Here is a 14,680-nt window from a genome sequence, read left to right as displayed (position 1 = left end):
GCCGTCGTTAAAAAACTGACTGAGGCTGCCTCAAGAGGACAAAGCGCTCTTTGCATTTTGATTCTTCGTTTTTTGTGTGTCATTCTGAGTCCGGCAAGGTCGGTCGAAGAGTGACAATCGAATGCAGACTCAGCTTATCGTGTTTGAATGCCTGTTGATACCGTCTCGATGGCGGCATCAACAGGCATCGCCCCGAAGTTTTCCTTTGAATCTTCATTATCGAAAGTCATGGATAACTTGCCGGAACCCTCGTCCGAAAAATTCAGAGCTTACCGCCTGAAGCTTCTCGACCAGCTTGAAACCTCGACCCAGGGTGAACGGCACCGGGCGCAATACGAACTGGAGCTGATGCGCAACAGTCACTTCGTCAAAGTCGGCGGTCTCTTGCATCACTATTATGATTCATCGCCTGAAAATCCGCGTGGCACCGTCTTGCTCATTCACGGCTGGGATTGCTGGTGGATGTGGTGGCACCGCATCATCCGAGAGCTGAACGCGGCGGGCTACCGCACGGTGGCTTACGACATGAAGGGGCATGGGTGGTCGGAAAACGATCCGCAAAACCGCTACCATATCGCCGATTTCGCGCGCGACCTCGACGAGCTGATCCGGATGATCGGGCTGAAAGAGCTGCACATCGCCGCCTTTTCGTTCGGTCCGTTCGTGGCGCTCGACTACGTCAACAACTACCCGAACAGCGTCAGGTCGATGGTGTTCTTCAACTTCGGCTATCTGCCGAACAACGAGTTCATCTCAAAGGCCGCGCCCGCCACGCTCAATTTCGTCTTCAACATCATGATGCGGAAGCTCACCTGGTGGCTTCCCGCCTACATGTTCGCGCGGCTCGTGCTGTCAAGGAATTCGGTCATGATGCACGACATCAAGGTCGGTTTCGAGAGCCTCGGCTTCTGCGCTTCGGAGGCCATCGAGCAGACGACCGCGCAGATTACCGATATGCACACGACGACAATACTTCCCGAGATGGTTCGTTCGGTCAACTTGCCGATCCACTTTGTGGCGGGTGACGGGGATGTTATCATGACACCCGACAATACCCGGAAACTTCAGGAAATGGCCGCTTCAGGGACTTTTGAATGCGTACCGGATTGCGGCCATCTCATCACGCTCGAATTGCCGCAAACGGCGGCGGAGATCGTGCTGCGGCACATCAGCAGCAATTCGTGAGCGAGCGGTCGGCCTCGCGCACTGCCTCGATGAACCGCCGGATCTTCAGCGCATCCTTGACGCCCGGCGACGACTCGACGCCGCTTGCCGTATCGACCCCCCAGGGGCGCACGAGCCGCACGGCGTCGGCGACGTTCTCCGGCTTCAGCCCGCCCGCAAGCAGCGCCCAGCCAGCATCGCGCGTCTCGTCAAACAGCATGGAAGCCGTCGAAGATTCGATGGTTTTGCCCGTGCCGCCAGCCATCGCCGGGCTGAACGCATCGAACAGAAATCCCCGGCAACCCGTCTGTTCCGCGTAACTCCTGACCTCCTCGACGCTGAAACCGGGGCCGGGCCGGAAGACCCGGATCACCCGCACGCCTTCGATCCGCAACGTCTTATCAGCGTCGTACTCGTCCGAATGGAGCTGCGCCGCCTGAAGGTTGCAGAAGCGGCAGAGATCGGCGACCTCTTCGGGCGGCTGCTCGACGAAGACCCCCACGGCGCTGACGAGCGGCGGAAGCCGGGCGACGATGGCGCGGGCCGTGTCGGCATCGATGCGGCGGGGGCTTTTGCGGCTGAAGTTGAAGCCGAGCGCGTCCGCGCCCCAGAGCGAGGCTTCGAGGGCGTCTTCGGGGCGGGTGATGCCGCAGATCTTGATTTTCGTCATGGGCGAGGCTGATGGTTCGTTCATGAAAGTGAAAGTTTCAATACGAAGGTAAAAAAGCCCGCGCGGTTTTTCACGCATCATTCCGGCTTGGTTTTGTGTTTTAAGCTATTTATCCGTATCATTCAAGCCGTTTTCAGAACGATCTCTTCCGAACGATGGGGCGTCGCCAAGTGGTAAGGCATCGGCCTTTGGAGCCGACATCCGCAGGTTCGAATCCTGCCGCCCCAGCAAAACAGCCGGATTTCGTAACGTTTGATCCGGCAAGAAGATAGCCCGCCATCTCCTTGAAATTCCATTCTCAATACTCGTGCCCTGTCAGAAAATCAGTGAACAGAACCGGCATTATTGAACCATGAAAGTGCTTGAACCGAACCCTGTCGCCGCCTCGTTTCGTGACGCCGTTCGTCGGCAGATCAGCGAGGAGCAGCTCACGATCAACATCGTCGGCATTCTCGCCTCAAGCGATCCCGCCTCGATCACCTACGCCGACTACACCCGCGCCGGATGCGAAGATGTCGGCATTCATTTCGATCTCAAAACGTGCGAGCCGGAGTCGGTCAGAGCTGTGCTCGAAGAGGCCAATCGCGACAGCGCCGTTCACGGCATTTTCGTTTATTACCCGATCTGGGGCGACGAGCGGGACGCGGAGCTGCGGGATTTGATTTCGCCGCACAAGGATGTCGAGGGGCTGTCGCCGCACTGGATCGGCAAGCTCTACGCCAACGAGCGCTTCGACGCCGCCGGGCGGAGGTTCAAGGCGATCCTGCCCTGCACGCCGCTGGCGATCATCAAGCTGCTCGAAGCGACCGATGCGTATCAACCTTACGGCCTGCCGTTCGGCGCTCAGCAGATCACCATCTTCAACCGCTCGGAGGTGGTCGGTCGCCCGCTCGCCTACATGCTCTCCAACGACGGCGCGCGGGTCTATTCATTCGACATCAATGGCGGTTTCGTCGTTGACGTCAACAGCTCCGATCACGAAGCGCGTCCCGTCTCGCGCCAGGAGGCGCTCCGTCAGTCCGATGTCGTCATTACCGGCGTGCCGTCGCCGCACTTTGAAAAAGTGAGGGCGGGGGAGCTGAAGCCGGGCGCGATCTGCCTGAACTTCTCTTATATCCAGAACTTCGAGCCGGAGGCCAAAGAGGCCGCGTCGCTCTACATTCCGAGGGTTGGCCCCATGACGGTGGCCATGTGCATGAGAAACGCCCTGCAACTCTATCGCAACTACCACCATGAAGCCTGACGGTACGCTCGGCTGGAGTGCAATCTCTGCCTATCTCGACACGCTCGCCAGCGCCGATCCCACGCCGGGCGGCGGCGCGGCGGCGGCGGTGACGGCGGCAGAGGGCGCGGCGCTCCTCTCGATGGTCTGCAACCTGACCATCGGCAAGAAGAAGTTTGCCGATGTCGAAGATGAAGTTCACTCGATTCTCGAACAGTGCGAAACCGCCCGCCGCCAGATGCTCAACCTCGGCGACCGCGACATGGAGGTGTTCGGCACGATCATGGAGGTCTATAAAATGCCGAAAACGACGCCGGAGGAGGCCGAAGCCCGCCGCACGGCGATCCAGCTCGCGCTGAAGGCCAGCTCCGAAGCGCCGTTCGAGCTGTTCAAGCGCTGCCTCGCCACGCTGCCCCACGCCGACCGACTCGAACAGATCGCCAATCCCTCCGTCCTCAGTGACGTCATCGTTGGCCGCTACCTGCTCGTCGCCGGGCTGATGAGCGCCATGGCCAACGTCGAGGCGAACCTCGCCACCATCGACGACGCCGAATTCTGCAAAGCCAAGCGAGAGGTCATGCTTCCGGCGATTGGAAGCCTCGGTGCGGGCTGGCGGGGGTTGACGGGCGTTTAATCTGATCCGTCCGATCTGTCTAATCAACCAGACAAGGGCGATCTCGACAAGTCGGGGTCGCCCTTTTTGCGTATATTTGTTAGATTTACGTTAATGGCAGACAGGTGTCAGACTTGCTTTGTATTCACGCAATGCAATGGAGACAGGTACGATGAATGAAGCATGGGATTTCCCTGGGAGCAGATGGTGGAAATTCGATTTCCATACGCACACTCCCAGATCAAATGATTATGGGCGGGGAGATGAGTCCCTCAAGAATATCGATGCGACGGACTGGTTGCGTTCAGCGATGGAGGCGGGGCTGGATTGTGTTGTCATCAGTGACCACAATAATGGGGCTGGTATAGATGTATTAAAGGAAGCGTATGAAAGTCTCCGAACTTCCGAAAGCCAACCTGACTGGTTTCGTGAGTTGACTCTTTTTTCGGGGGTTGAAATAACCGTTGCTGACAGCAGCAGCCGGGTGCATCTGCTTGCTGTTTTCGATCCGGATTGCGACAGCAAGAAAGTGACCGGAGTTCTGGGGGCTTGCGGGATAACTGAAGGTTATGGCGATGACAATTACACCTCCACGACGACCGGTTTTATCGATACGGTTCGGAACATCAGAGAAGTGAAAGGAATCGCCATTCCCGCTCATGTCGATGGCTCCAAAGGTTTGCTTCAGAATGTGAATTCATTGACCCCTGAGCTGGCAAAAAGTTTGAAGGAGGTTTTTGCTGCTGAATTTTGTGATCTTCATCGGTTCGATGATGCGGAACCGTTATTGAAAAAAGCGGTGAAGCGACTTGCCAAAGTGGCCGGATCGGATGCGCACACGCCCGATGAAATCGGCAGGTACTATACCTGGGTGAAGATGAGTCGTCCTTCCATCGAAGGACTGAGTCTGGCGTTACAGGATCATGAATACTGCGTGAAGAATCAGGTGGAAAACCCCAACGTTCTGCCCGATATTTTCCTGTCGAAACTCACCATAACCGCCATGCGTCATTGCGGGCGCATCAGTGGTAAACCGTTTGAACTCAGCTTCCATCCCCATTTCAACGCTGTCATAGGAGGGCGGGGAACCGGCAAGTCCACCGTGCTTGAATCGATTCGTATCGTCACGCGGCGAGACCGCGAACTGGAGGTTGGAGCGTCAAGAGTAAAAGCGGAACTCGACAGGTTCATGAAGTTGTCGCAGGACAAAGGCGTGATGGAGAGCAATACTGAAATTCTGCTTGAAATACATCGACGCAGCATGAACTACCGATTGCGCTGGAGGTATGATGGCCAAGGCACTGTTCTTGAGGAAGAGGCCGGTTCTGATTGGCCGGAGGTCGAGAGCGGCGATTTGCAAGAGCGTTTTCCGTTGAGCATCTACAGCCAGAAACAGATCAATGAACTTGCCTCCAATCCCAAGGGGCTTCTCGACATCATCGACCGCTCTCCGGAGGTCGGGCGTCGGGAATGGGATTCCCGCTGGGAAAGCCATAAAAGCCTTTTTCTGCAATTGAGAGAGCGCAAGCGGCAGTTATTGCGGCAGCTTTCTGACGAACCGAATCTCCGTACGAAATTTCGCGATGTCAGCAACGATCTGCAACAGTACGAACAGAAAGGACATGGTGAAGTGCTCAGGCAGTATCAGCAGCGCAGTTCGCAATTGAACGGCATTCCGCACAACCGGATATTCGATGAGCTTGCACGTGGAATTCAGGAACTTGCGGATGGCTCAATATGGCCGGATTTCCCTGTGCATCTGTTTGACAAGCAGGATGCGTTAACCGCCGAACTCAAAGCCATTCACGCAGAGACTGCCGAAGGCTTCGAGCAGATTGCCATATCGCTTCGCACTCTGGCCGAAGCCGTTGATCGCCTGAAAAATGAGCGATCGGAAAAGCTGTTATCCAGCGAGTGGTATAAGGCAGTGCAGGCCAGTAAAAAAGCTTATGAGAGTCTGGAAAAGGAGTATGCCGAAAAACACAGTCATTTGAGTCTTTCGCTTTATGGAGATTGGGTGCGGCAACGGAATCAGTTGCAGCAGCAATTGAACAATCTCGAAGCCCTTCGCAGGGAGTGTAATGCAGTCGAACAACAGATCGAGGTTTCTCTCAATGATTTTCAGGCATTGCGTCAGGAGCTGTTTGAAAAAAGAAAAAGATTTCTTGAAACCGTGATCGGATCGAATACATTGGTTCGCATGGAGCTGGTTCCTTATGGCGATGTGAGTGATCTGGAAAGTGATTATCGTTCAATACTCAATCTCGGACAAAACAATTTTATCAGTTCGATATGTGACAAGGAGAGCAATCAGGGTATTCTTTGGGATTTCTGCAATTGGGAAGAACTCAGAGTGCCTGAAGACAACTTGTCCGAGATTGTTTCGGCAATTAAACAAAAGACGCTGGAGATTGCGCAAGGCCGGAATTCAGGTAATCACGGAGCTTTCGATAACCGGCTGAAAAAACTGCTCGAAGTTCAGCCAGCGGTTTTCGACCAGCTCGATGCCTGGTGGCCGGAAGATTTGTTGCGTGTCAGGTATTCAAGGGATCCGCGTTCAGGCAGGTTCGATGATCTCGAAAAAGGGTCTGCGGGACAAAAAGCAGCGGCGATCCTCGCTTTTCTGCTCAGTCATGGAACTGATCCACTGATTATCGATCAACCGGAAGATGATCTGGATAATGCGCTGATCTACGATCTTGTCGTTCGGCAGATTCATGAGAACAAACAACAGAGACAATTGATTATCGTCACGCACAACCCGAATATTGTCGTGAATGGTGATGCTGAACTGATTCATGTCCTGAAATTCGAGGGTGGCCAGGTTAATATCGGCCAGCAAGGCGGGCTTGAAGAATCGAATATCCGTCAATCGATTTGTGATATAATGGAAGGCGGAAAGGACGCATTTGATAAACGCTACAGGCGAATAACGCTGGAGGTATAGAGATGTTTGATACCGTCGATGAATTGCTGCAACATATCAGGCTGGGTGAAGATTCGTCGCTTGAATTGAAGAACCTCGAATTCAGTGGCTCAAAAATTACCGGTCCGCACCGTAGCAGCATGGCTGATGAGCTTGCCGCCATGGCCAATACGGCGAACGGAGTTATCGTTCTGGGAGTAGATGACAAATCCAGAACGATTTTTGGCATCCCGGAGGACAAGCTGGATGATGTCGAAAAATGGGTCAGAGATATTTGCAATGATCGGATTACTCCACCACTTGTTTGCGGTATCAGGAAAATTCCTTTGTTCACGGATGAAGGGAAAGAGCGAATCATTATCAGAGTCGATGTGCCCAGAAGCCTGTATGTTCATCAAAGTCCCGGAGGATACTTTCAAAGAATCGGCAGTTCGAAACGCCCGATGACGCCGGATATTCTTGCAAGGCTTTTCCAGCAACGCAGCCAGACCAGAATCATCCGTTTCGATGAGCAGCCGGTAAGCAGCGTTTCTCGTGATTGCCTTGAAAAAGCGTTGTGGAAAAAATTCAGAACTCCATTGTCGCCAGATAATGATGAAGAGTTTCTGATGAAGCTCAAGTTAGTGTGTTCAGACGAGGATGGAAATCTCTATCCGACGGTCAGCGGCGTTCTGATGGCCTGCAGGCAGCCGGAGGACTATCTCGTCAACGCATTCATTCAGTGTGTCGCTTATCGTGGTACAGAACGCAATGCCGCCTATCAGTTGGACGCAAAGGATATTACTGGCCCACTGGATGAACAGATTGCTGGCGCATATAAGTTTGTTGAGCGGAATATGAGCGTTTCAGCGGAAAAAGATCCTGCAAGGCATGACAGGCCACAATATGCGATGCAGGCTGTCTTTGAAGCTGTAGTCAATGCGGTTGCACACCGGGACTATTCGATTCAGGGATCAAAGATACGACTTCATATGTTTTCTGATCGTCTTGAAATTTATTCACCGGGAGCTATTCCCAATACCATGACAATCGACAGCCTTCCCCTTCGGCAATCAGCACGCAACGAACTGCTGACCAGTCTGCTCGCCCGCTGTCCTGTGCCCGATGAAAATCTGTCTGGTGATCGAAGGTATATCATGGATAAACGCGGCGAAGGGGTTCCGATTATTCTTTCTGAAAGCGAAAAACTTTCAGGAAAACGTCCTGCTTACCGTTTGATCGATGATTCCGAGTTGATGCTGACCATTTATGCCGTACAAGGCAATATCTGACAGAACCCGTCCGATCAGTCAGCAAAAACAAAAAAGCCGCCCTTTTCAAGGCGGCTTTTTTTCACGTCGATCCGGCGCTAAATCGCAGATCAGTAGCGGTAGTGATCGGGCTTGTAGGGGCCTTCGACCGGGACGCTGATGTAGTCGGCCTGCTCCTGGGTGAGCGTGGTCAGCTTGACGCCGATCTGGCCGAGGTGCAGGCGGGCCACCTCTTCGTCGAGCTGCTTGGGCAGGCGATAGACGTCAACCGCGTAGTCGTTGATCCAGAGTTCGATCTGGGCGAGCGTCTGGTTGGTGAACGAGTTGCTCATCACGAACGACGGGTGGCCGGTGGCGCAGCCGAGGTTCACCAGACGGCCTTCGGCCAGCAGGTACATGCAGTTACCATTTTCGAAGACATACTTGTCAACCTGCGGCTTGATGTTGATCCGGGTCGCGCCCTTGAAGTTGTTGAGCGCATCGACCTGGATTTCGTTGTCGAAGTGGCCGATGTTGCAGACGATCGCTTCGTCGCGCATCTGCTTCATGTGTTCGAGGGTGATAACATCCTTGTTACCGGTGGTGGTGACGTAGATGTTGCCCTCTTTGATGGCCTCTTCCATGGTGGTGACTTCAAAGCCCTCCATCGCCGCCTGCAAGGCGCAGATCGGGTCGATTTCGGTCACGATCACGCGAGCGCCGTAGGTGCGCATCGAGTGGGCGCAGCCCTTGCCGACGTCGCCATAGCCAAGCACGACCACCACTTTACCGGCGATCATGACGTCGGTGGCGCGCTTGATGCCGTCGGCCAGCGATTCGCGGCAGCCGTAGAGGTTGTCGAACTTCGACTTGGTCACCGAGTCGTTGACGTTGATGGCCGGAAAGAGCAACTCGCCTTTGTCCATCATCTGGTACAAGCGGTGCACACCGGTGGTGGTCTCCTCGGAGACGCCCTTCATGTCGGCGGCCACCTTGTGCCAGCGCTGATTGTCTTCGGCGAAGACCGCCTTGAGCTGGCCGAAAAGCGCTTTTTCTTCGGCGTTGCCCGGAGTTTTGTCGAGCATCGACGGATCGTTCTCGATCTTGTAGCCGAGGTGGATCATCAGGGTGGCGTCGCCGCCGTCATCGACGATGAGGTTCGGGCCGAGGCCGCCTTCAAATTCGAGAATCTGGCGGGTGCACCACCAGTACTCGTCGAGGGTCTCGCCCTTCCAGGCATAAACCGGCACACCGGCGGCGGCGATAGCTGCTGCGGCGTGATCCTGCGTCGAGAAGATGTTGCAGCTCGCCCAGCGCACGTCGGCGCCAAGTTCGACGAGCGTCTCGATCAAAACGGCGGTCTGGATGGTCATGTGCAGGGAGCCGGCGATGCGCGCGCCCTTGAGCGGTTTCAAGCCTTCGTATTTCTTGCGCGTGGCCATCAGGCCCGGCATCTCTTTTTCAGCGATTTCGATCTCTTTGCGGCCCCATTCGGCGAGCGAAATATCGGCCACCTTGTAGTCGAGCACTGCTGCTTCTGTTGTCATGATATCAGCGTGTTTTTCAGTTTTTATCGGAATAGAGGAAAGCCTCCGCGGACAAGCGTCCCGGAGGCTTTCGGAGGGTTATGGATCAGAGGCCCAGAGCGGCTTTCAGCTCGGCGGCCTGCTCGGTTTTTTCCCACGGGAACATGTCGCGGCCAAAGTGACCGTAGGCGGCGGTGTCGCGGTAGCACCAGCCGTGCGGGCGGTCGAGGTTGAAGCGGCGGATGATGGCCAGCGGGCGAAGGTCGAAGATCGCCTCGGCTTTCTCCTGGATCTGCGAGTCGGAGAGGCCGTGCTTGCCGGTGCCGTGGGTGTTGATGTAGATCGAGACCGGACGGGCCACGCCGATGGCGTAAGAGACCTGCACGGTGCACTTGTCGGCCAGACCGGCAGCCACGATGTTCTTGGCCACGTGGCGGGCTGCGTAAGCCGCGCTGCGGTCAACCTTCGACGGGTCTTTGCCGCTGAACGCGCCACCGCCGTGCGGAGCTGCGCCGCCGTAGGTGTCAACGATGATCTTGCGGCCAGTCAAGCCGGTATCGCCGTGAGGGCCACCGATTTCAAAACGGCCGGTCGGGTTGATGTGGAACTTGGTGTTCTCGTCGATCAGCTCGGCGGGGATCACCTTTCTGACGACGTTCTCGATGATGTCGTTCTTGATGACCTCCTGGAACTCGGCCTCGCTCATGCCTGCCGGTTCGGGGTCGTGCTGGGTGGAGACGACCACAGCGTCAACGCGGAGCACGTTGTCGTTCTCGTCGTACTCGAGCGTCACCTGGCTTTTGGAGTCGGGGCGGAGGTAGGTCATGATCTTGCCCTCCTTGCGGATTTCGGCAAGCAGTCTGACCAGCTCCTGGGCGAACTGGATGGCGGCGGGCATCAGCTCGGGGGTGTCGTTGCAGGCGTAACCGAACATCATGCCCTGGTCGCCGGCGCCAACGCGGTCGAACTCGTCGGCGATCTCTTCCTTGCGGTCAACGCCACGGTTGATGTCGGGCGACTGCGAGTGCAGGGCCGAGAGGATACCGCAGGAGTTGGCTTCAAACATGTATTCACCCTTGGTGTAACCGATGTCGGTGATAACCTTGCGGGCGATGGTCTGCACATCGACGATGCCTTTGGTGGTCACTTCGCCGCCGACGATCACCTGGCCGGTGGTGACGAAGGTTTCGCAGGCGACGCGGGAGTTGGGGTCTTGCTTGATGAACTCATCCAGCACGGCATCGGAAATCTGATCGGCTACCTTGTCCGGATGGCCTTCTGAAACTGATTCCGAGGTAAAGTAATACCTTGAATGTGACATAGTTTCCCTTTCGGTTTTTTGTTAATCGAACGACAAGAACGGCAGGCGTCCGGCGGATTTGCCAAAGAGGGAATTCTCGTGAAGGTGAATGTCGTTGGGGACATGACGGGACACGGGAAGCCTTTCGGCAAGCTCCGGGGACGAAATCCCGCGAGAGAGCTTTTGGCACCGTGTCCATAGGTAATGGGGATGCCGGAAAATCAACGACAAATGTACGAATTGGCGTGATGCCATGCAAAACTTTTGTGCTTGCAGGGAGTGAATTTTATGGACGTTGTGGAGGGATGAGAAGTGGATTGTTAGCATGGAGTTTACATTTTGAGAGGGGGGAATGGTTTATTTTCACGGGTGAATTTGGGGGTTCGCGGAAAACTTTATTGCACAGGAAATTGCCATGAGTGTCAGGCGTTTGTTCGGGAAAACGGGTGCGCTCTTTGCGCTCTTCGTGCTGCTCCACGCTCCGGCGGCGGCGTGGGCCGAGCCGTGGAAGTTCGGGGTGATGGGCGACACGCAGTGGACGTGCGCCGATCCGTCGGGGCGAAATCCGAACACCGTGCCGGTCTCGATCATCGAGCAGGTGAACCGGCAGTTCATCGACGCTGGCGTGAAGTTCGTCATCCAGGTCGGCGACCTGAGCGACGACGGCAAGGAGGTTTCCGAGGAGGAGCGGGCGGCGGCGGCCCGGCCGCTCCTCGATGCCGGGATCGGATTCTTCGCCTTCCGGGGCAACCACGAGGCTCAGAAAAAAAATGAGAACGGCTACGGCGCGCCCGGCTTCCGTCAGCGCTACCGGCAGACTCGCGATGGCGGCTTTACGAAATCGGATGGTGGCTCCTTTACCGTTGGCTCGAATTTCAGCAGCCCGGTCAAGGTCAGCCGCGATCTTGACGGTTTGAGCTACTCGTTCGATTGCGGTGAAGGCGAGGAGCGGGCGCGCTTCGTCATCATCGACAACTGGCCGCTACCGGGTCGGGTCTTCGCCAATTCCACGCACTACCCCTCCGGCTACACCATCGCCGACCAGCAGCCGTGGATCGGCGAGCGGCTCGACCGGCGCAAGCGGGCGGCGCCTCACGCCTTCGTCCTGTCGCATCAGCCGCTGATCGCCGAGGGGCATCAGGACACGCTCTTCAGCGGCTTCGCCAACGAGCATCCTGACTGGCAGAACGCATTTTTCGCAAGTTTGCAGCAGAACGGCGTCCAGCTCTTCATCTGCGGCCACGACCACATTCACCAGCGCTCGATCATTTCGAGTCCCGACGGCAAGTCGAAGGTCGAGCAGCTCATCGCACAGTCATGCAGCAGCAAATTCTACACGCCGAAATCGCTCGACGACTCCAGATGGTTCGGTCAGAAGAGTCGCGAGATTTCGGTTTCGCAGGAGCATGAGGCGGTTGGCTATTATATCTTTACCATCGACGGCCCGACGGTGACGGTCGATTACTGGGCCGACGACCACGGTCACTGGCAATCCGACGCCAGCTATCCGCAAGGCGCGGGCCGGTCGGACACCGGCGTGACGCCGCAGTTTCACTTCGCCAAAAAAGAGCGCTGGAGCTACAGCCTGAACGGCAAGCAGTTTCTCGTTCCGCAGGGGGCGAGCTACGCGGTGGTGCGGGATCGGTTCAATGGCGCCGAGGCGCGGATTCTGGATGGCCTGAACGCGAGCGAGTCCAGAGACGCCAGCCCCGCGACCGGCGGTGGCAGGGGGCGGGTGCTGACCAAAGTGGTCGGCACCGGCTGGATTGCCGCCAAACCATCGAAGCATCGCGGCAACAACCTGGCGAGCGCCGTCTTGCTGCTCGGCGGACTCGGCGAGCTTGGCGGCCAGCACACCGATACCTATGTTTTGTCGATGAGTTACGATACGGCGAAGGTTCGTCCGAAAATGATTTCCAGCGACGGGTTTGGCCTTGTAACCAAAGATGCCGCCGGACGATGGATCAACGCGGTCGAGGCCAACAGTGGTGGGGCTGCAACCTTTATCGACGGGCCGTGGAAGCGAGGCTACGCTCTCGGTTCGTACGGCATCGACCGCAAGCATCATCGCGCCTGGGCGGTGATGAATCACGAGGGCGCTTTTGCCGTGGCGAATTTTTCTGCACATTGAAGCTCAAGCCCCGACCGTCAACTTGGCCGTCAATTCAAGAGAGAATAACTGAAAGGGAGGTCTGAAAACCGGCAATGTCCGGCATACGGAAACAACCATGCTTCTGCAAACAGCCAAAGTTCTGGTGCTCAATGCGAGTTACGAACCGCTGAGCATCTGTGACGCCCGCAACGCCGTGCTGCTGCTTTTTTGCGGCAAGGCGATGATGGTCGCCAGCCATCCGGAACACCGCATCCGCACGGTGACGGAGAGCTATCCGCTGCCGAGCATCGTGCGCCTGACCGTGTTCGTGCGGGTCGAGTACCGCAGCGCCATCCTGAGCCGGAAAAATATCTTCAGGCGCGACGGGTTCCGGTGCCAGTACTGCGGACGCAAGGAGAGCGATCTCACCATCGATCACGTGATTCCGAAGTCGCGCGGAGGCGAGGAGAGTTGGGAGAACCTCACCACAGCCTGCAAGCCTTGCAATACGAAAAAGGGCAACCGCACGCCACCCGAAGCGGGCATGGGCATACTGAACAAGCCGGGCAGACCGAGCCACATCACCCTCATGCGCCAGCACTACCTCTCGATATCCGATGAGTGGAAGCCCTACCTTTTCATGAGCTGACCGGCCAGCCCTCGCCAGCCGGTCGCGAACCATCCGTTCAGCCCATCCGGATTTCCGAATAGTCGCCAATGTTCAGCTCGTGGCCCATCGCCGAAACAAAGGCGTTGTTGCCGACGATCGACCGGTCGAGCATGATGTCGCTGACCTGCGACTTCTGCCCGATAATGGAGTTCATGATAATGGAGTCCCTGACGACGGCGTTCTCGGCAATGGTGGCGTTCGGGCCGATGATGGAGTTGGTGACGGTGGCGCTGTCGGCGATGAAGACCGGTGGATTGATAATGCAGCCGGGCAGCGATTTCTCCTGATGGCTCTGCTGCAAGAGCACCTCGTTGGTCGAGAGCAGCGTTTCGGACTTGCCGCAGTCGTACCACCCCTGCACCGGAAAGGTCGAGAAGGGTTCGCCGAGATCGATCATGTGCTGCAAGGCGTCGGTAAGCTGGAATTCGCCTTTGGTTCTGATGTCATTGGTGATGACGTGTTCGATGCTGCTGAACAGCGATTCAGCCCGTTTCAGAAAGTAGAGACCGACGAGCGCCAGATTGCTGACCGGCTCTTCCGGTTTTTCGACGAGCCTTACGATACGCTCGCCCTCGGTGACAGCCACACCGAAGCGGCGCGGGTCTTCGACCTCCTTGACGCCGAGCGTCGAAACGGCGCTGCCGAGCACCGGCTTGAGATCGACATCGAAAATGGTGTCGCCAAGGATGATGAAGAGCGGCTCCTCATCCAGAATATGCGGCCTGCACATGTTGACCGCATGGGCCAGCCCGAGCTGATTGGCCTGCGTGACGAAGGTCAGCTTGATCGAGTAGTGCGAGGTGAGATACTCCTCGATCTTGCTTCCCAGATACCCGACGATGATGATCGCTTCGTCAATGCCCGATTCGATCAGCTTGTCCATGATGTGGCCGATGATCGGCTTGCCTGCGACGTTGAGCAAAACTTTCGGCTGGGAAAAGGTATGAGGACGAAGCCTGCTGCCGACACCGGCGACGGGAATGATAGCTTTCATGTCAGGGGCGATTTTGGTTGACGGTATATGCGAGGCAATTTACTTTAATCAACGGAATTTATCAGCATCCGGACCCCGGAGAAATGCCTCTTCATCTGGTGATCCGCACAAAATCGTACTCATCGGGAGCGGCGAAGTTTGTTGGCTTTTTTCGCAGGAAAAGATCATTGTCACATCATGGTGAAATAGACATTGAAAAAAGCTGAAATGCTTTATCTTTCGCACACCCCGGCCTCATTCTTCTGCAATTGTTATGAAAAGCCGGTTCACGTAA

11 protein-coding genes and 1 tRNA gene are annotated in these 14,680 nt (G+C 56.3%); 8 read left to right on the top strand and 4 right to left on the bottom strand.

Annotation, left to right across the window (positions count from 1 at the left end):
- Positions 1-228: 228 nt before the first annotated feature.
- Positions 229-1,185, top strand: coding sequence for an alpha/beta fold hydrolase (locus EST62_RS01315; RefSeq protein ID WP_129050304.1), 957 nt, complete (start codon positions 229-231; stop codon positions 1,183-1,185).
- Here EST62_RS01315 and EST62_RS01310 read toward each other — a convergent pair.
- Positions 1,169-1,834, bottom strand: coding sequence for a phosphoribosylanthranilate isomerase (locus EST62_RS01310; protein ID WP_129050303.1), 666 nt, complete (start codon positions 1,832-1,834; stop codon positions 1,169-1,171). The genes EST62_RS01315 and EST62_RS01310 overlap by 17 nt on opposite strands.
- Positions 1,835-1,990: 156 nt before the next feature.
- Between EST62_RS01310 and EST62_RS01305 the strand changes: the two genes are divergently transcribed.
- From EST62_RS01305 to EST62_RS01285, 5 genes are all read left to right on the top strand, one after another.
- Positions 1,991-2,062, top strand: a tRNA-Gln gene (locus tag EST62_RS01305).
- Positions 2,063-2,186: 124 nt separating this feature from the next.
- A complete protein-coding gene (locus EST62_RS01300) occupies positions 2,187-3,077 on the top strand; it encodes a bifunctional methylenetetrahydrofolate dehydrogenase/methenyltetrahydrofolate cyclohydrolase (RefSeq protein WP_129050302.1) in 891 nt (296 codons plus the stop codon).
- Entirely contained in the window at positions 3,067-3,690 is a 624-nt protein-coding gene (locus EST62_RS01295) for a cyclodeaminase/cyclohydrolase family protein (RefSeq protein WP_129050301.1), read from the top strand. Before EST62_RS01300 ends, EST62_RS01295 begins: the two co-directional genes overlap by 11 nt.
- A gap of 151 nt (positions 3,691-3,841) precedes the next feature.
- Positions 3,842-6,616, top strand: coding sequence for a TrlF family AAA-like ATPase (locus EST62_RS01290; protein WP_167599101.1), 2,775 nt, complete (start codon positions 3,842-3,844; stop codon positions 6,614-6,616).
- A 2-nt stretch (positions 6,617-6,618) separates the two neighbouring features.
- Entirely contained in the window at positions 6,619-7,866 is a 1,248-nt protein-coding gene (locus tag EST62_RS01285) for an ATP-binding protein (protein ID WP_129050299.1), read from the top strand.
- Positions 7,867-7,955: 89 nt separating this feature from the next.
- Here EST62_RS01285 and ahcY read toward each other — a convergent pair whose 3' ends face one another.
- Together ahcY and metK are read right to left on the bottom strand one after the other, a co-directional pair.
- Positions 7,956-9,371, bottom strand: coding sequence for an adenosylhomocysteinase (ahcY, locus tag EST62_RS01280; protein ID WP_129050298.1), 1,416 nt, complete (start codon positions 9,369-9,371; stop codon positions 7,956-7,958).
- Between the two features lie 85 nt (positions 9,372-9,456).
- On the bottom strand, positions 9,457-10,671 hold the full coding sequence (metK, locus tag EST62_RS01275; RefSeq protein ID WP_129050297.1) for a methionine adenosyltransferase: 1,215 nt from the start codon (positions 10,669-10,671) through the stop codon (positions 9,457-9,459).
- A 394-nt stretch (positions 10,672-11,065) separates the two neighbouring features.
- On the opposite strand from metK, the gene EST62_RS01265 reads away from it, so the two are divergent.
- Together EST62_RS01265 and EST62_RS01260 are read left to right on the top strand one after the other, a co-directional pair.
- On the top strand, positions 11,066-12,781 hold the full coding sequence (locus EST62_RS01265; protein WP_129050296.1) for a metallophosphoesterase: 1,716 nt from the start codon (positions 11,066-11,068) through the stop codon (positions 12,779-12,781).
- Positions 12,782-12,878: 97 nt separating this feature from the next.
- Positions 12,879-13,391: an HNH endonuclease gene (locus EST62_RS01260; RefSeq protein ID WP_129050295.1), complete on the top strand. Its 513-nt coding sequence runs from the start codon at positions 12,879-12,881 to the stop codon at positions 13,389-13,391.
- Between the two features lie 37 nt (positions 13,392-13,428).
- On the opposite strand, the gene EST62_RS01255 is transcribed toward EST62_RS01260, so the two are convergent.
- A complete protein-coding gene (locus tag EST62_RS01255; protein WP_129050294.1) occupies positions 13,429-14,406 on the bottom strand; it encodes a sugar phosphate nucleotidyltransferase in 978 nt (325 codons plus the stop codon).
- Positions 14,407-14,680 lie beyond the last annotated feature (274 nt).

The organism is Chlorobaculum sp. 24CR (genome assembly GCF_004118635.1).
GTDB lineage: Bacteria > Bacteroidota > Chlorobiia > Chlorobiales > Chlorobiaceae > Chlorobaculum.
Note: the sequence above shows the minus strand (reverse complement) of the source record. Positions and strands in the feature narration are given on the sequence as shown.